Below are 19,093 nucleotides of genomic sequence, written 5' to 3'. Positions count from 1 at the left end.
CTTACCGGTAACATGGTCGGAAGCGCGAATTTGTCACATGCTGCCCACCGCGACCCGGAAATGCCGCCACGGGCCGCCCAGCCTGGCCCGGAAACGGTCAGACGCCGGTCATCGCGGCTTTCACCACCGCCGGGTAGAGGGCGTGGGCCCAGACCCGGTAGCCGTCGGCCGACGGGTGGAAGCCGTCGTAACAGAGGGTCCCGGAGTCGGCTCGGAACACCGCGCCCGTCTCGCCGGCCAGGTCGACCACCACGCCCCCGGCCTCGGTCACCGCTTTGGCCTGCGCTTTCGCCAGCCGTCGGCCGACCAGCCCGGCGATCTGCCGCAACGGCGGGGCCAGGGACCGGGAGGCGCCGAGGTCGGGGCAGGTGCCGACGACCACCTGGACGCCGGCCGAACGCAACCGGCGGACGGCCTGGCCGAGATGGCCGGCGGCGTCCTCGGGGCTGCGCCCGGAGGCGGCGTCATAGGAGCCGATGAGGACGACGGCCACGTCGGGACGGTCACCGAGCAGGGACCGGGCCACCTGGGTGGCGAGGTCGGTGGACCGGGAACCGGCCACACCGACGCTGGAGAGCAGCACGTGCCGCTGCCCGGTGTCGGGGGAGCCGTCGGCCAGCAGCCGGGCGAGCTGGCCGCCGACCGTGTCGGACAGCCACTCCACGCCGACGCCGACCGCGGCCGAGTCGCCGAGCAGGACCAGCCGCAGCGGCGGCGCGTTCTGCGGGCCCATCGAGGTGCGCAGAGCCAGGCCCATGGTGGGTTTGGCATAGCGACGGGCCTTGGCGGCGAGCAGCTCACCGGCGAGCAGGGCGACTCCGCCCACCGCACCCGCCAGCAGGCTCGTGGCCGCGGTCCTGGTCAGTCGTTCCGGCAGCCCGGCCATGTTTCGCCTCCCTGCATTAGCCGACCCGATGAGCATCAGCCGACCTGATGATCCTCTGGGGTATACCCTACGGCCCCTGTCGTGGGGTCACCGCCGGGAATCGATGCCGTGGTCGCCGGGCGCGAACTGAACCAACGGTAGCGCCGCATCCGGGCCCACCGGCCGGCCGGTGCGACCTCGGTGCCGGGCGCGCGGACCGCCTCGTCGGCCGCCTCGGGCAGGGCACGGACGTCCTCGGCGACGGGGGTGGGCGCCCGGTCGTCCGTGGCGAGCACGGTCATCACCGTCGGCATCATCACGGCTGCCGCTCTGGCGTACCCCTCGGCGGACGGGTGGAAACGATCGGAGCTGTACATCCGCACCGGATCGGCCTCGAACATCGGGCCGAGCAGGTTGCCGAGCGACACGGTGCGGCCACCCTCCCGCACCACCGCGATGGTCTGCGCGGCGGCCAGCTGACGGCTCCACCGGCGGGCCAGCCAGCGCAGCGGCGGCTTGATCGGCTTGATCGCGCCGAGGTCGGGACAGGTGCCGACGACCACGCGGCAGTCGGCGGCGCGCAGCCTGCGCACCGCGTCACCCAGGTGGCGGACCGCCGCCGGGCGGGCCGAGACGTGGGTGACGTCGTTCCCCCCGATCAGAATGATCGCCAGGTCCGGTGCGTACTCCAGGGCGGCGTCCACCTGGTACGGCAGGCCTGCCGAGACGGAGCCGACGACGGCCAGCCGGTACAGCCGGACCGGGCGGCGCAGGCGGCGGGAGACACCGGTGGCGAAGAGCGCGCCGAGGGTCTCCCGGGGGCGGTGTACGCCGTACCCCGCGGCGATGGAATCCCCGAGGACCACCATGGTGAGGGGCTTCCCGCCGAACTTCGCGCCGTAGACGCCGTCGCCGCGCGGCGGTGGCGCCTCGGCCATCGGGATCACCCGGCGCGCGTCGGCGGCCTGGCGGTACAGCAGCCCGACGGAGAGCGCGGTCAGCCCGGCGACGGCTCCGGCGACCCGTCCGGCCGTTCTGATCCACCGCCAGTCGGTGGCGGGGGACCCGTGGATCCTGGGTGCATCGATGGTGCTCATAGTCTCCCTCGCTGTCGCTCGAAGGGAACCATCCGGCTCGCCCATGATCGGCGTGTGGGGTCGGGATTCGAGGCTAACTCGCGATGGCGAGAGGCAATTCTGGCGTCCCCAGGTCATGCTTGAGTAGCGGAAAGGGGAACAGGGATGGCCAAATCGTTGAAACGTGCGGCGGCGTTCACCGCGCTGGCCCGTGCGCTCACCGCGGGCAGCCGTGGTGGCCCGACGCTGGCAGAGCGGCTCGGGGCGCTGCCCCGGATGCTCCTGGCGACCACCAGGGGGGAGTACGACGGCGGCGTGCGGCTGGCGCTGATGACGGCCGCCACGGTCTACGTCGTGTCCCCGATCGACGCGGTCCCGGAGATGTTCGTCTTCCTCTTCGGCCTGATCGACGACGCCGTGGCGGTGACCTGGCTGGCCGGTGCGATCCTCGCGGAGACGGAGCGGTTCCTGGAGTGGGAGAAGACCAGGCCGCGTCTGGTCGTAAAGTAAAGCGTGCGCTATTACGACAACGTGGTCGAGATCATCGGTAACACGCCGCTGGTCAGGCTCAACAGTGTGACCGAAGGTATCAGCGCCACCGTGCTGGCCAAGGTCGAATACATGAATCCGGGTGGCTCGGTCAAAGACCGGATCGCGTTGCGGATGGTCGAGGATGCCGAGAAGGCGGGCCTGCTCAAGCCCGGCGGAACCATCGTCGAGCCGACCAGCGGCAACACCGGCGTCGGCTTGGCCCTGGTGGCCCAGCGGCGCGGTTACAAGTGCGTCTTCGTCTGCCCCGACAAGGTCAGCGAGGACAAGCAGAACGTGCTCCGGGCGTACGGCGCGGAGGTGGTGGTCTGCCCGACCGCCGTCGCCCCTGAGGACCCCCGTTCCTACTACAACGTGTCCGACCAGCTGACCCGGGACATTCCGGGCGCCTGGAAACCGGACCAGTACAGCAATCCGGCCAACCCCCGCTCGCACTATGAGCAGACCGGCCCCGAGTTGTGGGACCAGACCGCCGGCAAGATCACCCACTTCGTGGCGGGTGTCGGCACCGGCGGCACGATCAGTGGCGTCGGGCGCTATCTCAAGGAGCAGGGGTCGGTGCGGGTCATCGGCGCCGACCCGGAAGGCTCCGTCTACTCCGGCGGCACCGGGCGGCCCTACCTGGTCGAGGGCGTGGGCGAGGACTTCTGGCCCACGGCGTACGACCGCTCGGTCACCGACGAGGTGATCGAGGTGAGCGACTCGGACTCCTTCGAGATGACCCGCCGCCTGGCCCGCGAAGAGGGCCTGCTGGTCGGCGGCTCGTGCGGGATGGCGGTGGTGGCCGCGCTCGAGGTCGCCCGCAAGGCCGGACCGGACGACGTCATCGTGGTGCTGCTGCCCGACGGCGGCCGTGGCTACCTGTCGAAGATCTTCAACGACAAATGGATGGCGAGGTACGGGTTCCTGCGTACCCAGGAGGGCACCCCCACGGTGGCCGACGCCCTGGCGAGCAAGGCCTCCGAGATCCCGCCGCTGATCCACGTGCACCCGACCGAGACGGTGCGCGACGCCATCGACTACATGCGGGAATACGGCGTCAGCCAACTCCCGGTCCTCAAGGCCGAACCGCCGGTCGTCACCGGTGAGGTGGCCGGCTCCATCTCGGAGAAAGCGCTGCTGGACGCGCTCTTCACCGGACAGGCCCACCTGCACGACACGATCGAGCGGCACATGGGCGAATCGCTGCCGATGATCGGTGGCGGCGAGCCGGTGGCCGAGGCGGTCGTCCTGCTGGAGAAATCGGACGCCGCGATGGTTCTGGTCGACGGCAAGCCTGCCGGCGTCCTCACCCGCCAGGATCTGCTGGCTCATCTGAGCTGAGTTGGGTTTTGGCTTCGGGCTGAGCTTGCTGGCTTCGGGCTGAGCTTGCTGGCTTCGCTGCTGAGCTTGCTGGCTTCGCTTCGCTCCGCGGCAAAACGCCTTTTAACCGGTGAGGAGGCAGGCGATTTCCCGCCGCCCGCAAAGAGCGCGGGCGTCGGCAAATCGTCTGCCTCCTCACCGGCGGCGTTTTGCGGCCGTTCTGTGGCTACGTCCTCGCGAAGATTATGTGGTGCCCAAGACGTTCGAAGGGCGCGGTGGGGCGCGGTGGGGCGCGGCGGGGCGGGGCGGGGTGCGGCGCGGCGCGGCGGCGGTGTGAGTGGTGGGTGGGGTGGTTACGTTAGTTCGGTGGGGCGGGTTACTACGTCTACCAGGGCGTTTCGGCGTAGCAAGGTCATGGGGAGGTCCCTGTCGATGGCCGGGCCCAGCATCAGGCGCTGCAGGGACTGCACCGCCTGGAGAGGGCGTCCGCCGGCGGTGATCAGGACGTCGCCGAGGTAGATTCCGGCCGTGCCGGCGGGGCTGCCCGGCACGACCTCGACGACTCGTAGGCCCAGTTTCTGGCCCAGGCGGGTGGCGAGCGCGGGTGGCAGGGGGACCGGCAGCCCGGCCACGCCCAGCCAGGCCCGGCGGACGCGGCCGGCGGAGGTCAGCTCGCCGATGATCGTGCGGGTGGTGGTGTTGACCGGGACGGCGAGGCCGAGACCGTACCCGGCCACCGCGGTGTTGATCCCGACGACCGTGCCGGTCGAATCGGCCAGCGCGCCGCCGGAGTTGCCCGGGTTGAGGGCCGCGTCGGTCTGGATGACGTCGTCGATGATCCGGATTCGGCGGCCGTCCCGGGCCGGCAGCGACCTGCCCAGCCCCGACACGACGCCGGCGGTCACCGAACCGGCCAGGCCCATCGGGTTGCCGACCGCCACCACCAGCTGACCGATTCGCAGACCGTCTGCGTCGCCGAGCGGGGCCGCCGGGGCGCCGGGGCGGTGCACCCGGACCACGGCGAGATCGGAGAGTGGGTCGGCGCCGACCACGTCGAACGGTGTCTCGCTGCCGTCGGCGAACGCGGCCGAACCGCCCCTCGCGCCGGCGACCACATGGGCGTTGGTGAGAAGGAATCCGTCATCGGTGAAGGTGACGGCCGAGCCGGCGCCGCCGCGGGGCGAGCGGATCGTCAGCGCGGCCACCGAGGGCAGCAGGCGTTCGGCGACGCCGGTCACGATCCGGCTGTACGCGTCGAGCGCTTCCGAGCCGGGCGCGGTGTGTTCGGTGTCCATGCAGACATCAACCGCCGCCGACACCCATCGATGCCCGTCTGTTCTGCGCCCATGGCGAAATACCGCCGGGGAGTATGCGGACGATTTCCCGCCACCGCGAACCCCGCGGCATCGAAGAGTCGCCGCACCCACCCCCGTTCACCAGGCGTTTCTCTGGAGAGCGCGGCGAAGGCGGCAGGCTCAGCACGGAGTTCCCACATGGATCGTCACGGATAGTCGCCGCAATCGCACAGACAGTCCGACCGGCTGATGGCCCGCTGCGGTTGTATGTGTCGGGACGGAGCTATGAGCCACTCCCGGATGGAGGGGTAGGGAATGGTCGACGTCGATGAGGCGGCAACCGGCGACATCGTGGACCGCCTGCTGTGGCGGGACGCGCAGCACATGCTCGGCCGGCACGTGGCGACCGGTGTGGACGGTGACTGCGTCTGGTGCGGATGGCGCTGGCCGTGTTCGGCCCGCCGGCTCGCCGAACGCGCCGCCGCCGTCGCACGCCGGCCCTGGCGCGAGGCGTGGACACTGCGGCACGACCTGAACAGCATGCGGGATCTGCCCGGCCGTCGAGCCGGGCTGGAGGAGATCGGTCGGTACACCACCGGCCCGTACCACCGCAATGACGACCACCGGAGGTATCAGGCCTGACCCTAGGACCCCGACGTCGCCGAAAACACTTGACCGTCCCCCGGCAAGTACGGCTTCCCGGCCCGGTCGACGTCGCTCAGCGGTGACACCGGCACGCCCCGCCAGCGTTTCGGTGTCCCGCGCCCAGAAACCGCCCTTGAACTGGATTCCAGATCGGCACGCCTCCGCTGATCGAGCGCCTCCGGCCAGGCGCATCCGGTTCGGGCGGGCGGTGGGCGGGAGCACGTGACTACAGGTTCCCCCGCATTCACTCGGTCACGTGTTCCCGCCCAACCATCAAGATCACGGAACGCCCGTCGCACCCCACCGCGGCGGGCGTTCCGTGTGTCCGCCGGCCCCGCTCACAGCGGCATGAGGAGCGCGGGAGCACTCACGGCGGCCGGCGGCGCCCAGACCGCGCGTAAGGGCATCGAGTCCTGCACCCGGCTCGGCCGGCATCGCTACGACGCTATGATCGGCGATCGTGATTTCCACCGTGTGGCGGGTCCTCACCAACCAGATCGACCCCACTGAAGCACAGGACGACGCCGCACTGCGCGAGGCGTGCAAGCAGGCGCGCCAAGGCTTCGACGAGTTGGCCCGGCAGGCTGTCGCTCGCACCCGGGACGACTACGACCGACGGGCCCGGTACGTCCGTGTGCTGGCGGAATCGACCACCGGCGGGTTCGGGTCTCCGATTGACCGCACGACCGGCCAGGTCGACACCTCGGCCGACTGGACCGACCGGTGGGCAGCACGCTGTCCTACCGACCCAGACGCCCAGGTCGTCCGCGCCCGGTCTCTGATCGCACGAGCTTGGGAGGTCCGCGGTAGCGGTTGGGCCAGCACCGTCCGTCCGGAGCAGTGGGCCGAGTTTCACCGCCTGCTGCACTTGGCTGAGCAGGTGAACGACCTCGCGACCCGGCTGGCGCCCGCAGACCCCACACCGTGGGTCAACCGGCTGCAGATGCAGATCGGCTACAGCGCGCCACGCGACGACGTTGAGCAGACGTGGCGGCAACTGACCTACCGGGACCCTTGGCACCTGGGAGGACACGTCCTCAAGCTGACCTACCACTGCCACAAATGGAGTGGCTCGCACGACGAGATGTTCGGCTTCGCCCGTTCCGTCGTTGCCGCGGCGCCAGTCGGCTCGCCGCTGCATGTGTTGCCGGTACGAGCCGCCGCCGAATGGGCGCTGTGGGAGGAGGAACGCGTTTCCCCGGATCGGCCCGCCGACGAGATCGCCGAGCGGTGGCGACAGGACTCGGCCATGCAGGCAGAACTCGACAGCGCGCTGTCTCGCTGGTTCCATCAACCCGCGGCCCGTCACGGCGCGTGGCTGGACGACGCGAACTTTCTGGCGTACGGGCTGGCGCGTACCGGCCGCGACGCCGACGCGGCACCGGTCTTCGCGGCGATCGGCAAGTACATGACCCTCGTACCGTGGAACTGGTGGGGCGACGCGCGTGCTGACATCAACTTCGTCCGAGCCCGCCGCCGAGCCCGTCGAGCCACCTGAAGCTTCCCACTTCCGCTCACTGCGGCTCGGGGCGCTTCACAGCGGGCGGGAATAGCGGAGCTGGGGCAACGGCTGGTCGTTGACCGCCTCGACCCGGGTGACGCCGTCCGCGGCCCAGCCGCCGCGCTCGTAGAAACGCCGCGCCACCGGGTTGTCCGCCAGCACCCAGAGCACCGCCCGGCCGGCCCCGAACCCGGCCAGCTCGCCGAGCGCGTGGACCATCAACTCCCGGCCCACGCCGGTGCCGACCCGGCGCGGGTCGACGTGGATCGCGTACAGCTCGGCGGCGTCCGGGGTCTCACTCGGGCCGGTGTAGGTGAAACCGGCCAACACCCCGTCCACCTCGGCGAGGGTCATCCGGTGGGTCTCCCGCTCCCACCGCCAGCGCTCCACCCACCAGGCGCTGAGCGCCTCAGGCCCCCGGGCGGCGAACGTCTCGGGCGCGATCAGGTGGGCGTAGGCGTCGGCGCGCGAGCGATGGTGCAGCGCGCCGACGGCGGCCACGTCGGTGTCGTCGGCCGGGCGTAGCAGAACGGTCATGCGCCGACGGTAGCCGCACGCGACCGGCGGTCACCGCCGGCGTGGCACCGGCACCCGCATCAGGTCCTCCGCGATCACCACCGGGCCGTCGAACTCCTTGCGCGCCTCCTCCAGGAAGCGGTTCGGTTCCGCATAGCGCTGGGAGAAATGCGTCAGGACCAGGGTTCGTACGCCGCACTCACGCGCCACCGCGGCGGCCTGACCCGCTGTCAGATGCCCGACCTGGGCCGCGAGCTCCGCGTCCTCGGCCAGGAACGTCGACTCGATCACCAGCATGTCGACGCCCTGGGCCAGCTCGAACACGCTGTCACACAGGCCGGTGTCCATCACGAAGGCGAAACTCTGGCCGGGACGGGGCTCACTCACCTGTGCCACGGTGACGTCGCCGACCCGGCCGGCGCGCTGGAGTTCCCCGACGGCCGGTCCGCTGATGCCGTGTGCGGCCAGCAGGGCGGGAACCATCCGCCGCGAGTCCGGTTCGGTCAGGCGGTACCCGTACGTCTCGATGGGGTGTCGCAGGGGAAGCGCGGTGAGGCGCCCCGCCGGCGTCTCCACCGCGAAGCCGGCGCCGACCGGGCCCGGCACGATGTCGGCGTTGTCCCAGTAGCTGGTGGCGTGCCGGAGGCGGTCGTAGAACTCCTGCCCACCGGCCGGGTAGTGGACGGCGACCGGGTGCGGCACCCGGTCCAGCGATATGCGCTGGAGCACGCCGGGCAGGCCGAGGCTGTGATCGCCGTGGAAGTGGGTGATGCAGATCCGCCGGATCGGCGTGACCGGCAGGCCGGCCATCAGCAGCTGGCGCTGAGTCCCCTCGCCCGGGTCGAAGAGGATCACCTCGTCGTCCCAGCGCAGCAGATAACCGTTGTGATTGCGGTGCCGGGTGGGCACCTGGCTCGCCGAGCCGAGAACGACCAGCTCGCGCATTTCCGCCCCCCGGCTGTCTTTCAGCGACGCTGTCTTCAGAGACACCGCATGAAGCGACCCCTGGGGACTTCCTCGCTCGCGGACGAGCGAGGTCCGGTCGGACTAAACCGGATCCCCAGGGGTCGGGTGGCTGTCTGGTATTCGCCGCGGCCGCTGCCACACGGTCTCGACGCAGTACAAGCTGTCAAGGACAGCGGCTAGCGGACAGCCACCTCACGAGTCCCAGTGCTACACAACTTTGGACCACCTCCCTTCACGTGTACGGCCACGTTATCCAGCCGCCGCGGGGAGCGCCAACGATTTTGAATCACTCAGAGCCGAGGGAATACCAGCGGGGACTCATTGGGGTTCTCCATCTCCACCAGAAGCGAGGCCGGGCCGACGATCTGCGGGTCCGGGGTCCCGACGACCTCCGGGTCTTTGCCCTCGTAGTCGAAGCGGTGCAGCACGTGCCGCATCGCCGCCAGGCGGGCCCGCTTCTTGTCGTTGCTCCGCACCACGGTCCACGGCGCGTCGGCGGTGTCGGTCCAGAAGAACATCGCCTCCTTCGCCTCGGTGTAGTCGTCCCACTTGTCCAGCGACTGCAGATCCATCGGCGACAGCTTCCACTGGCGCACCGGGTCGACCTGGCGGATCGCGAACCGGGTGCGCTGCTCGCCCCGCGTCACCGAGAACCAGAACTTCACCAGGTGAACGCCGGAGCGGACGAGCATCCGCTCCAGCTCCGGGGTCTGGCGGAGGAACTCCAGGTACTCCTTGCGATCACAGAAACCCATCACCCGCTCCACACCGGCGCGGTTGTACCAGGACCGGTCGAAGAGCACGATCTCGCCGCCGGCCGGCAGGTGCTTGATGTATCGCTGGTAGAACCACTGGGTGCTCTCCCGCTGGTTCGGTTTCTCCAGGGCCACCACCCGGGCGCCCCGCGGGTTCAGATGCTCCATGAACCGCTTGATCGTGCCGCCCTTGCCGGCCGCGTCGCGCCCCTCGAAGAGGATCAGCATCCGCTCGCCGGTGTCCTTGCACCAGTTCTGCAGTTTCAGCAGCTCGATCTGGAGTAGGCGCTTGTCGTGGTCGTACTCGGCGCGGGACAGCCGTTCGTCGTACGGATAGTCCTCCCGCCAGGTGTCCACCGGCTGGCCGTCGGCATTGACCAGGCGGGGGTCGTCGTCCTCGTCGTCGATGACGCGGTAGCCACTCAACTCGGCGATCGGCCCGTCATAGGGATGAGTGGCCGCGAGGTCCTGCTCGGATTGCATGACACGGATTCATACCCCGGTTCGGCAAGACCACAACTGACTAGATCAGAACACTCGCCGAACTCTCCGCCGCCGGGCCGCTCGCACCAGAGCCGGCACCCGGGCCAGCGCCTCTTCGCCGACCTGCTCCTGGCGCCCGTAGAGCACCCCGAGATGAAAACTGTCCGAACCCAGCTCGCGCAGCACTCCACGGGCGATGTTCGAGTCCTGGTACTCGCCCAGCCCGTCCTGCAGCTCGGTCAACCTTTTGATCAGGCGCTTCGCCGGCTTGCCGAGGTCCGGCGCGACCAGCTCGACCGCGTACCGCGCCTGCTTGAAGCCTTTCCGGGAGTCGTGGATCTCCTCCTCCACGCGGCTCTCCAGCGCTTCGTCCAATTTCCGGTCCGCCTTGGCCAGCACCTTGCGGGCCCGCGTGACCGGGTCGGGAACGGTCAGCTCCGGAGTGTCGGCCAGTTCGTCGATGCGGTCCAGAAGCGTCAGATAGCGGTCCGAATCGAGTGCCTCGGCCAGCTCCGCCCGGCCCCGCTCGACCCGGTGCTCCAGATGTGCCCGGACCCGCCGCGCTGCCGGGGCGAACTCGGGGCCCGCCTGCGCCACCTGCGCCAGGAGGGCGTCCTCCAGCACCTGCGGGTCACGGACCGCGCCCAGCACACCGGCCAGCCAGCGCAACTCGTCACGCAGATCAGACTCGGGGAACGAGCGCTTGTACGTCTTCAGCGTGCTGCGCAGGCGGCGGGTGGCGACCCGCATCCGGTGCACGGCCCGCGGCTCGCCACGTCGGGCCGCCGGATCATGACCGACTATGGCGTCGCGTTGCTCGCGCGCGTACCGCAGAACGGGGTTGACCTTGGTCTTGGTCTTGGTCTTGCCGGACCCGGACGCCGCGGCGAGCCGGCCGGCCAAGGCGCGCGCCACCTTGGAAGGGCCCCGCGCCGGGCGGGCGCCCGCCGCGAACAGCCGTCGCTCCACCTCGTCGAGCAGCTCGGGGCCGCCGTCGACCAGCTCGACCTCGACCTCCTGCCAGACGCTCTCGGCGCCCGCCGACTCGGCAAGGACCCGGTCCTGCGCCACCAGGGCGAGGGTCCGGCCGTCCGCGTCCCGCAGCGGCGTCTCCACCCGATGTGTGCGCAACCGCGCCACCGGGCCCAGCGGACGGCGGCGGACGATCGCCCGCACCAGGCCGGTCAGCTCGTCGGGCACCTCGTCGGAGTCGCTCGCCGGCAGGCGGTGCTCGGTGCGCCCGTCACCGTCACCGGGCGTCTTCAGATGCCAGCCCGCGTCGTTGCCGCCGCTGCGCCGCCGAAGTGTCCGGCGATTTCTCATCAAGCGGAGGTCTTCGGTGTCGAAGTACGTGGCGTCGAGATCATGTGTCTCGGCGCCGTCGACAGCGGTGACGGCTCCCACCCCGGCCAGGTCAGGAAGCTCGAACGTCTCGGGGACATCGTATTTGCGCTCGGTTTCGGTGGCGGTCTCCACCTGCCCATGGTGCCTGGCGCGGGGCTCGGTGCACAGCGGTGTCTCAGGTTCGCCTGGCATCGTGGTGGCCCGGCCCGCCGCATCGTCGTGGTCTCGGCAGCTCTGCCATGGCCCGGCGGTTTCAGCCGAGCCCGGCGCGTTCGCCGTGGCCCGGCAGTAAGGAGTGCTGCATGGAGAAGTCCGAACGCCGCCCCATCACTCTCGCCGCCTCGCTCGCCGGCCTGCGCCTCATGGGCGCCGGCGCGGTCCTCGGCCTGGCGCTCGCGGTCCCCGCGTCACCGGCCCAGGCCGACCCACCCCGGCCGCCGGCGGGGCCGAGTGCGCTCGCCGACCACGACGAACCCGAAAGCTGAGCCGGGCGCCGTCACCCGCCGACCCGGGGGTCACCGCCGAACATCGTTACCCGCAGGCCTAAGGTCACCGCCGGGCGTCGCCCCTCGCCGGCCTGGGTTCACCGCCGGGCGTCGTCGCTCGCCGGCCTGGGTTCACCGCCGGGCGTCGTCGCTCGCCGGCCAGGGCGATCCCGGGGCCTGGATCCGGGTGTGCAGGTAGAGGGCTCGGGCGTAGTTCGCCGTCGCCGCGTTGTAGTACATCGTCGCGAGACCGACGTGGAAGCCGTTGTTGGTCAGCGCGTTCTTCGCGTTGGCCGATGCCGACCAGCGGATCTCCGCGTCCGAGGTGCTGATGCCCCGCCGTGCGCAGCGCAGCCGGTTCATCTCCTTGCCCGTCCGCCAGGTGTCGAGCGCGCCCTCGGCCTCCCGCATCATCGCGCGGGCCTGTTCGAGCAGGATCTCGGCAAGATCCCAGGCGTCCCGTTCCTCGTTGTGGTAAATCGGCGACATCGTCCACCTCCGCTTTCACACTCGATTCGAGTGTGAGTGAGATGTCCGGACATGTCGACTTTATTCGATCGACAGCGTGAATCAACCAGGCTCCGGTGGACGACGCTCCTGAGGAGCGTTAAACGCGGTGATCGGGTGGCGCCGCCCGGAAAGCCCGGTGGGTGGGAGGCAGCGGGTGGGAGGCTGGGTCCCGATCCGAGGTCGACGAGACGCCGGAGGACGATTCCAAGGTCGTCGCTGTCCAGCCCTCATGCCGTCGCCGGTCGCGATGACGCCGTCAACGGAGACCAGCGTGTCCCTGATCATGATGTGAACCGGCTCGTTCGCCTGACACCTTCGACCCGGAGGACCCGCAAGACACCGAGGTCGGAGACATCCTCGCCGAAGCCGCACGCCGGTACGCGGTAGCGCACAGCAACCCGGCCACGGTCGCTTGGTGCTGGCCGATCTGGCTCGGCGCGTGGGAGACGTAGTCGACGTTCGGTTCGGCGCGCGCCGTCCGGCGTAGCTCGACGGTCAGAGCGCTGGCATCAGCGCCAGCGAGCCAGTCCGTCAACAGGTCGCGCGTTTTGACGACCTGTTCGGCGAAGGCGGCGGGGTCGACGACGCTGGCGGGCGGGATCACTCGCCGCAGGGCGGTCGAGGTGAGCGCGGCCTGGGCCAGCTTCATGGCGATCCAGTAGCCGGTGCGTTCGCGGGCTACGAAGGTGACGTGAACGCTTTCCTGCGTCTGGCTACGAGCGTGCGGGTTGTGCATCCAGCCACGCGGGAGCACCAGGATCTGACCGGGCCCGAGGTCGAACTCGAAGTCGGGACGCATCGACTTCATGCGATCGCCGGTCATGGGCGGTGCATCGTCGTTCGCGGCGATCACCGATTGGCTTCAGGACCTCGACGAACACGCCCGCACCCGGCTCGGTTTCGGTGACGTCGTGCCGGCCGGCACGACGATGTGGCGGCTGTTGATCCGTCTCGATCCGGCGCTGCTGGCCACCGTTCTTGCTGGCTGGCTGCACACCCGCGCCCACCAGTCGGGCCCGCCGATGCCGCACCGGTATCGACGGGTGATCGCTGTCGACGGCAAGACCCTGCGCGGCGCCCGCCTGGGAAGCAGCCGTCAGGTTCATCTGCTGTCGGCCCTGGACACCGCCACCGGGATCGTGATCGCCCAGGTCACCGTGGACACGAAGTCGAATGAGATCACGTCGTTCGCGCCGCTGCTCGATGCCGTCGAGAAGGTGCTCGGCACCCTCGCCGGAGTGCTGTTCATCGCCGACGCCCTGCATACCCAGACCGGGCACGCCGACGAGGTCACTGCCCGCCGAGCGCACCTTTTGGTACAGGTGAAAGGCAACCAGCCAACCCTGTTCAAGCAGCTCAAACGGCTACCCTGGGCGCAGATTCCCGTCGGGGACCGGACCCGCGACCACGGTCACGGCCGCCGCGAGACCCGCACCGTCAAAGCCGTCACCGTGCAAACGCCCGGCGGTATCGGATTCCCGCACGCCAAGCAGGCCGCCCGGATCACCCGAACCCGCATTGCCGCTGGCAAGACCAGCCGCGAGACGGCCTACCTGACCGTGTCACTACCCGCCGGCCAGGCCCTGCCCGCGATCTGCAGACCTGGATCCGCCGCCACTGGCACATCGAGAACAAGCTCCACCATGTCCGCGACGTGACATTCCGTGAAGACCTGCACCAAGCCCGGACCGGCAACGGACCCGCCGTCCTCGCGACCCTGCGTAACACCGCGATCGGCTGGCACCGCACCAACGGCGCGACCAACATCGCCCGAGCCACCCGCCAAGCCAACCGCCGCTCACACGACCTGATCACCGCCGTGACCAGCAGCTACCCGAGAACGCAATGACCCTGGCTAGCAGCCCCAGAACCGTCCGGCCCAAAAGCTCAAGATCGCCACCACAACCGCCCAGGCTTGGCTCACCCAGAAATAGATCTTCTGCGTCTTCTCACCAGCTAGTTGCCGCTCAAGGAGCGCTTCCGGTGTAGCCGTAGGAGGTACAGGTTTCGGTCTCTGTGCTCGAAGAGATAGAGCCAAGAAGCCATTGGCCGCACCGCTTAGCAGCAGCATCAGCAAGGCACCGAACAGGAAGACCCAATAGTTCAAGTGCTCTTCGCTCGAAGCCTCGATCATCAACGCAACCAGGACAAGTCCTGCCGCGAGTAGTAGCAGGCTCCCCAGCAGCAGGCAGGCTCCCGCCCAGATCTTCTTAAGCACTGCTACGAGGCTAGCTAGCAGTTCACTTCGACGAGTCGCGAACGCGGAAGAGTGCCTGTAACTCTCCGTGAGGCGCCCTGGGGGGTGGCCCCCTCCCGGTCCGCCCCGGCACCGAAGCGGCATAGCAGCGCGGGCCGCGTACGGGCATAGAGGTCGCCGGCCCGGCTGGCCACGTCACTATACGTAACTCCCGACTGGACCCCCTTTGCTAACACCTGGCCTGGCTACCGCTTCCAATACCGCCTGCCGCCTCCACCCGAGCGCATTGCCGAACACGAGGCGGTGCGTGCGTCCTGCCGCGAGAGGGCTGAAATGCCGAACGGCCTCCTCCCGGAAGGACGAGAGAAGGCCGTGGCGCTAACCAAGGTCGAAGAGGTCAAGTTCTGGGCGAACGCTGCCGTCGCTCGGCAGCATTGAGCCGCCGCTTACGGAGCCGAGTCGTCACGTTGTGGCTACCTGACTTGCAAAGGTCGTAGGCCAGGTTTCCCACCACGCCGCCCAGCAAGGCAGCCCCTAGCCATCCAACAGCTTCCACCAACAGGGACAACGAATCCTTCTTTCACTCATACGCAGGCGTCCCCCTGTTCGTGGCTGTCTTTATAAACACGCTACTCAGCCGCTCCAAACCCATCACTCGAAAGGAGGATCGATGGCCCGCGGCACCATGCACGCCCCGAAGCCCGACGAGCAGCGCCGCCGCCGCAACGCCGACGCACGGCGAAACGGTCCCTCGTGACGACGAAGTGCGCGGCCCCGAGTTGGCCTGATGTGACGTACAAACATCCAATAGGAGAAGGCCCCGCCGCTGAACATTCCCGGGCGGGGCCTTCGTTGTATCTGTCTGGTCAAGCGCCGATTAGAGCTGCTGGAGTCCGTCTCTCGGGTGGGTTCGGACTCGCGGGGGTATGCCTACTCGGCGGTCCGGGCCACCCCGACGGGGCATGTCATCCCGTTGTGGCCAATACCACAATATCCGCTGGGGTTCTTCGCGTCGGACAGGTATTGCTGGTGGTAGTCCTCCGCGTAGTAGTACGTGGTCAGCGGCCTGATCTCGGTCGTGATCGTGCCGTGGCCGGCGGCCGTGACCACCGGCTGGAAGGCGTCCCGCGAGGCCACTGCCGTCGCCGCCTGGGCGTCCGTCGTCGTGTAGATCGCGGAACGGTACTGCGTGCCGACGTCGTTGCCCTGGCGCATGCCCTGGGTGGGGTCGTGGTTCTCCCAGAACGACTTCAGCAGGTCCTCGTAGCTGATCTTCGCGGGGTCGTACACGACCTGGAGCACCTCGGCGTGCCCGGTCGTCCCGGAGCAGGTCTCCTCGTAGGTCGGGTTGGCGGTGAAACCGCCGGCGTAGCCGACCGACGTCGAGTACACGCCCGGCAGTTGCCAGAAGATCCGCTCCGCGCCCCAGAAACAGCCCATCCCGAAGACGGCGACCTCGAGCCCGGCGGGCCACGGGCCCTTCAGCGGGGTGCCCAGCACGGTGTGGGTGCCGGCGACCGGCATCTCGGCGTCGCGACCCGGCAGGGCGGTCTCGGCGGTGGGCAGGTCAAGCTTCTTGTGCCGCAGGAACACGGTCACTCCCTTCGTCCGGTCTCTGCAACGCTGAGACGCAGGTATTCCTTACCCACCGCGGCGGCGATCCCGGTCGCCTCGTCGTCGCTCTCGTATTTCCCGCGCGGCCAGAAGAACCCGCGGAGGCCGTCGCCCTTGGTGCGGGGGACGACGTGGGTGTGCAGGTGGGGCACCGATTGGGAAACGATGTTGTTCATCGCCACGAAGGTGCCCCGCGCTTGCGTCGCGGCGGGCACGGCGGCGGTGATCAGCTGGACGAACCGGAAATACTCTCCGAGGTCCGCCGGCGGCATGTCGGGAAGCGTGACGATGTGCGGGCGCGGGATCACCAGGACGTGCCCTTTGAAGACCGGGCGGATGTCGAGGAACGCGAGGCCGGCGGGGGACGAGGCGACCATGAAAGCCGGGATCGATCCCGCCACGATGCCGCAGAACACGCAGTCCGCCATCAGGTGAGACTAGCCTTGCGCAACATGACGGCTAACAGCTACGGGTTCGACACCCTCGCCATCCACGCCGGCCAGGAGCCGGATCCGCGGACCGGTGCGGTGGTGCCGCCCATCTATCAGACGAGCACCTATGCCCAGGACGCCGTCGGCGCCCCTCGCCTGGGCTACGAGTACAGCCGCTCCGGCAATCCGACCAGGGATTCCCTGCAGGAGTGCCTCGCGGCGATCGAGGGCGGGCGGCGGGGGCTGGCCTTCGCCAGCGGCCTCGCGGCCGAGGACACCCTTCTGCGTACGGTGTGCCGGCCCGGTGACCACGTGGTCATCCCGAACGACGCGTACGGCGGCACCTTCCGCCTCTTCAGCAAGGTCGCCGAGCGCTGGGGCCTGGACTGGACCGCCGCCCCGCTGGACGACATCGACTCGGTGCGGGCCGCCTTCCGCCCCGGGCACACCCGGCTGATCTGGTCCGAGACGCCGACCAACCCGCTGCTCAACGTCAACGACGTCGCCCAGCTGGCCGGCCTCGCCCACGAGTACGACGCGATGCTCGCCGTGGACAACACGTTCGCGTCGCCGTACCTGCAGCAGCCGATCGCTCTCGGCGCCGACGTGGTGATCCACTCCACCACGAAGTACCTGGGCGGCCACTCCGACGTGGTCGGCGGCGCGCTGGTCACCGCGGACGAAGGGCTCGGCGAGGAGCTGGCCTTCCACCAGAACGCGATGGGTGGGGTCAACGGTCCCTTCGACGCCTGGCTCACCCTCCGCGGGATCAAGACCCTCGGCGTACGGATGGACCGGCACTGTGACAACGCCGAGCGGATCGTCGGGTATCTGCTCGATCACCCGGCCGTGGCGAGCGTCCTCTACCCGGGTCTGGAGACGCACCCGGGCCACGAGGTCGCGGCGAAGCAGATGAGCCGGTTCGGCGGCATGGTCTCGTTCCGTGCGTCCGGGGGCCCTGAGCAGGCCATCGCCATCTGCAACCGGGCGAAGCTGTTCGTGCTCGCCGAGTCTCTCGGCGGTGTGGAGTCGCTGATCGAGCACCCGGGTCAGATGACACATCTGTCAGCTGCGGGCTCAGCGCTTGAAGTTCCCGCCGATCTCGTGCGACTGTCTGTCGGCATCGAAACCGTTGACGATCTGCTCGCCGACCTCGAGCAGGCACTCGGATAAGACCGACGCTGGAGATACTGCGCGATGGAATCGACGACCTGGGTGGGCGCCACCGCCAAACAGATCGCCCGGGCGGTTCGCCGCGGCGACGCGACCGCCACCCAGGTCGTGGCCGACCACCTGGAGCAGATCGGCATCTCCGATCCGGCGCTCGGCGCGTTTCGGGTGGTCCGTGAGCTGGAGGCGATCACCGAGGCGGAGAAGGTCGACGACCAGGAGGATCTGGCGAACCTGCCGCTCGCCGGGGTGCCGGTGGCGGTGAAGGAGAACACCGCGGTCGCGGGCCTGCCCACCTGGCACGGTTCGGCCGCGGCCCGGACCGCCGAGGTCGCCGACGAGGACCACGAGGTGGTCCGCCGGTTGCGGGGCGCGGGCGCGGTGGTGGTCGGTGTGACCAAGATGCCAGAAATGGGTCTTTGGGCGGTCACCGATGACGAGAACGGTCCTACCCGTAACCCGTGGGACCTGGAGCGGACCCCGGGCGGCTCGTCCGGCGGCTCGGCGGCGGCGGTGGCGGCCGGCCTGGTGCCGATCGCGCAGGGCAACGACGGGCTCGGCTCGATCCGGATTCCGGCCGCTTGCTGCGGCCTGGTCGGGCTCAAGCCGGGCCGCGGCGTCGTTCCGGTCGGCTTCGGCGACAAGGACTGGTTCGGCCTGACCGAGAACGGTGTGCTGACCACCACGGTGGCCGACGCGGCGCTGGGCTTCTCCGTGCTGGCCGGGCAACCGCCGGCCAAGCTGGTGGAACCGGCGAAACTGCGGATCGGCGTCTCGCTGCGGTCCCCGGCCGCCGGCGTCAAACCGGACGAGCCGAACGTCTCGGCCGTCGTCACGGCCTCGAAGCTTCTGGTCGGGGCCGGGCACGACACGATCACCGCGGACCCGGTCTATCCCACCGGGGTGGCTCTGGGGGTGCTGGCGACCTGGTTCGCCGGGGCGTACGTGAACTCCGAGGGCCTTCCGCTGGAGCTGCTGCAACCGCGTACCCGCCGCCACATCGCCCTGGGCAAGGCCGCGATGCGGGCCGGGCTGGTCCGGGAGAAGCAGCGTGCCGCCTGGCGGGAGCGGTCCATCCAGTTCTTCGCCGACCGGTCGATCGATCTGCTGCTCACTCCGGCGCTGGCCACCGCGCCGCCGCCGGCCGAGCGGTACTCGGCGTCGCCCTGGCGCAAGAACATGTGGGCCAACGCCTCCTACGCGCCCTACGCGGCGCCGTGGAACTATGCCGGGCTGCCGGCGATCGTGATCCCGGTCGGCTTCCGGCCGGACGGCCTGCCGCTCGCGGTGCAGCTGGTCGGACCGCCCGGCTCGGAGTTGCTGATGCTGTCGGTGGCCGGCCAGTTCGAGGTCGCCAACCCCTGGCAGCGGCACGCGCTGGTGTAGGAC

At 69.6% G+C, this 19,093-nt stretch carries 22 protein-coding genes; 10 read left to right on the top strand and 12 right to left on the bottom strand.

Going from position 1 to position 19,093, the window contains the following annotated elements:
• Positions 1-97: 97 nt before the first annotated feature.
• Both QLQ12_RS07190 and QLQ12_RS07185 read right to left on the bottom strand, forming a co-directional pair.
• The gene (locus tag QLQ12_RS07190) at positions 98-886 is read right to left on the bottom strand and encodes an SGNH/GDSL hydrolase family protein (RefSeq protein ID WP_282758015.1); all 789 of its coding nucleotides are present in this window, start codon (positions 884-886) and stop codon (positions 98-100) included.
• Positions 887-921: 35 nt separating this feature from the next.
• Positions 922-1,962, bottom strand: coding sequence for an SGNH/GDSL hydrolase family protein (locus QLQ12_RS07185; RefSeq protein WP_282758014.1), 1,041 nt, complete (start codon positions 1,960-1,962; stop codon positions 922-924).
• Positions 1,963-2,106: 144 nt separating this feature from the next.
• Here QLQ12_RS07185 and QLQ12_RS07180 point away from each other — a divergent pair, with 144 nt between their 5' ends.
• Together QLQ12_RS07180 and QLQ12_RS07175 are read left to right on the top strand one after the other, a co-directional pair.
• Positions 2,107-2,451, top strand: a complete 345-nt coding sequence (locus QLQ12_RS07180; RefSeq protein ID WP_282758013.1) for a YkvA family protein — start codon at positions 2,107-2,109, stop codon at positions 2,449-2,451.
• A gap of 3 nt (positions 2,452-2,454) precedes the next feature.
• Positions 2,455-3,813, top strand: a complete 1,359-nt coding sequence (locus QLQ12_RS07175; protein WP_282758011.1) for a cystathionine beta-synthase — start codon at positions 2,455-2,457, stop codon at positions 3,811-3,813.
• A 332-nt stretch (positions 3,814-4,145) separates the two neighbouring features.
• Here the strand turns inward: QLQ12_RS07175 and QLQ12_RS07170 are convergent, their stop codons facing one another.
• Positions 4,146-5,087, bottom strand: a complete 942-nt coding sequence (locus QLQ12_RS07170) for a S1C family serine protease (RefSeq protein ID WP_282758010.1) — start codon at positions 5,085-5,087, stop codon at positions 4,146-4,148.
• Between the two features lie 315 nt (positions 5,088-5,402).
• Here QLQ12_RS07170 and QLQ12_RS07165 point away from each other — a divergent pair, with 315 nt between their 5' ends.
• A complete protein-coding gene (locus QLQ12_RS07165; protein WP_282758008.1) occupies positions 5,403-5,729 on the top strand; it encodes a hypothetical protein in 327 nt (108 codons plus the stop codon).
• 463 nt (positions 5,730-6,192) lie between these two features.
• Positions 6,193-7,230, top strand: a complete 1,038-nt coding sequence (locus QLQ12_RS07160; RefSeq protein ID WP_282758006.1) for a DUF4034 domain-containing protein — start codon at positions 6,193-6,195, stop codon at positions 7,228-7,230.
• A gap of 36 nt (positions 7,231-7,266) precedes the next feature.
• Here QLQ12_RS07160 and QLQ12_RS07155 read toward each other — a convergent pair whose 3' ends face one another.
• From QLQ12_RS07155 to QLQ12_RS07140, 4 genes are all read right to left on the bottom strand, one after another.
• Positions 7,267-7,770, bottom strand: a complete 504-nt coding sequence (locus QLQ12_RS07155) for a GNAT family N-acetyltransferase (protein ID WP_282758004.1) — start codon at positions 7,768-7,770, stop codon at positions 7,267-7,269.
• 30 nt (positions 7,771-7,800) lie between these two features.
• Positions 7,801-8,694, bottom strand: a complete 894-nt coding sequence (locus tag QLQ12_RS07150) for a ribonuclease Z (protein WP_282758003.1) — start codon at positions 8,692-8,694, stop codon at positions 7,801-7,803.
• Between the two features lie 311 nt (positions 8,695-9,005).
• A complete protein-coding gene (gene ppk2 / locus QLQ12_RS07145; RefSeq protein ID WP_282758002.1) occupies positions 9,006-9,953 on the bottom strand; it encodes a polyphosphate kinase 2 in 948 nt (315 codons plus the stop codon).
• A gap of 45 nt (positions 9,954-9,998) precedes the next feature.
• Positions 9,999-11,429: a CYTH and CHAD domain-containing protein gene (locus QLQ12_RS07140; RefSeq protein ID WP_282758001.1), complete on the bottom strand. Its 1,431-nt coding sequence runs from the start codon at positions 11,427-11,429 to the stop codon at positions 9,999-10,001.
• A gap of 170 nt (positions 11,430-11,599) precedes the next feature.
• Between QLQ12_RS07140 and QLQ12_RS07135 the strand changes: the two genes are divergently transcribed.
• Positions 11,600-11,782, top strand: a complete 183-nt coding sequence (locus QLQ12_RS07135; protein WP_282757999.1) for a hypothetical protein — start codon at positions 11,600-11,602, stop codon at positions 11,780-11,782.
• Between the two features lie 132 nt (positions 11,783-11,914).
• Here the strand turns inward: QLQ12_RS07135 and QLQ12_RS07130 are convergent, their stop codons facing one another.
• A complete protein-coding gene (locus QLQ12_RS07130; protein ID WP_282757997.1) occupies positions 11,915-12,271 on the bottom strand; it encodes a hypothetical protein in 357 nt (118 codons plus the stop codon).
• Positions 12,272-12,548: 277 nt separating this feature from the next.
• Positions 12,549-13,145 (bottom strand): JmjC domain-containing protein, encoded by a 597-nt coding sequence (locus QLQ12_RS07125; RefSeq protein ID WP_282757996.1) that lies wholly within the window; start codon positions 13,143-13,145, stop codon positions 12,549-12,551.
• On the opposite strand from QLQ12_RS07125, the gene QLQ12_RS07120 reads away from it, so the two are divergent.
• Together QLQ12_RS07120 and QLQ12_RS07115 are read left to right on the top strand one after the other, a co-directional pair.
• Entirely contained in the window at positions 13,099-13,950 is an 852-nt protein-coding gene (locus QLQ12_RS07120; RefSeq protein ID WP_328518265.1) for an ISAs1 family transposase, read from the top strand. The genes QLQ12_RS07125 and QLQ12_RS07120 overlap by 47 nt on opposite strands.
• Positions 13,947-14,141, top strand: coding sequence for a hypothetical protein (locus QLQ12_RS07115; protein WP_282757993.1), 195 nt, complete (start codon positions 13,947-13,949; stop codon positions 14,139-14,141). Before QLQ12_RS07120 ends, QLQ12_RS07115 begins: the two co-directional genes overlap by 4 nt.
• A gap of 6 nt (positions 14,142-14,147) precedes the next feature.
• Here QLQ12_RS07115 and QLQ12_RS07110 read toward each other — a convergent pair whose 3' ends face one another.
• The gene (locus QLQ12_RS07110) at positions 14,148-14,510 is read right to left on the bottom strand and encodes a hypothetical protein (RefSeq protein WP_282757992.1); all 363 of its coding nucleotides are present in this window, start codon (positions 14,508-14,510) and stop codon (positions 14,148-14,150) included.
• Positions 14,511-14,675: 165 nt separating this feature from the next.
• On the opposite strand from QLQ12_RS07110, the gene QLQ12_RS47350 reads away from it, so the two are divergent.
• On the top strand, positions 14,676-14,927 hold the full coding sequence (locus tag QLQ12_RS47350) for an Acb2/Tad1 domain-containing protein (protein WP_456049082.1): 252 nt from the start codon (positions 14,676-14,678) through the stop codon (positions 14,925-14,927).
• Between the two features lie 492 nt (positions 14,928-15,419).
• On the opposite strand, the gene msrA is transcribed toward QLQ12_RS47350, so the two are convergent.
• Positions 15,420-16,082: a peptide-methionine (S)-S-oxide reductase MsrA gene (gene msrA, locus QLQ12_RS07105; protein ID WP_282757991.1), complete on the bottom strand. Its 663-nt coding sequence runs from the start codon at positions 16,080-16,082 to the stop codon at positions 15,420-15,422.
• Between the two features lie 2 nt (positions 16,083-16,084).
• On the bottom strand, positions 16,085-16,531 hold the full coding sequence (locus tag QLQ12_RS07100; protein WP_282757989.1) for an HIT family protein: 447 nt from the start codon (positions 16,529-16,531) through the stop codon (positions 16,085-16,087).
• Between the two features lie 24 nt (positions 16,532-16,555).
• Here QLQ12_RS07100 and QLQ12_RS07095 point away from each other — a divergent pair, with 24 nt between their 5' ends.
• A complete protein-coding gene (locus QLQ12_RS07095; RefSeq protein WP_282757988.1) occupies positions 16,556-17,707 on the top strand; it encodes a cystathionine gamma-synthase in 1,152 nt (383 codons plus the stop codon).
• A gap of 24 nt (positions 17,708-17,731) precedes the next feature.
• Positions 17,732-19,090: an amidase gene (locus QLQ12_RS07090; protein ID WP_282757987.1), complete on the top strand. Its 1,359-nt coding sequence runs from the start codon at positions 17,732-17,734 to the stop codon at positions 19,088-19,090.
• Positions 19,091-19,093: the final 3 nt, after the last annotated feature.

It is taken from the genome of Actinoplanes sandaracinus, assembly GCF_030009775.1.
GTDB classification, from domain to species: Bacteria; Actinomycetota; Actinomycetes; order Mycobacteriales; family Micromonosporaceae; genus Actinoplanes; species Actinoplanes sandaracinus.
This window is presented reverse-complemented; position numbering and strand designations above follow the sequence as displayed.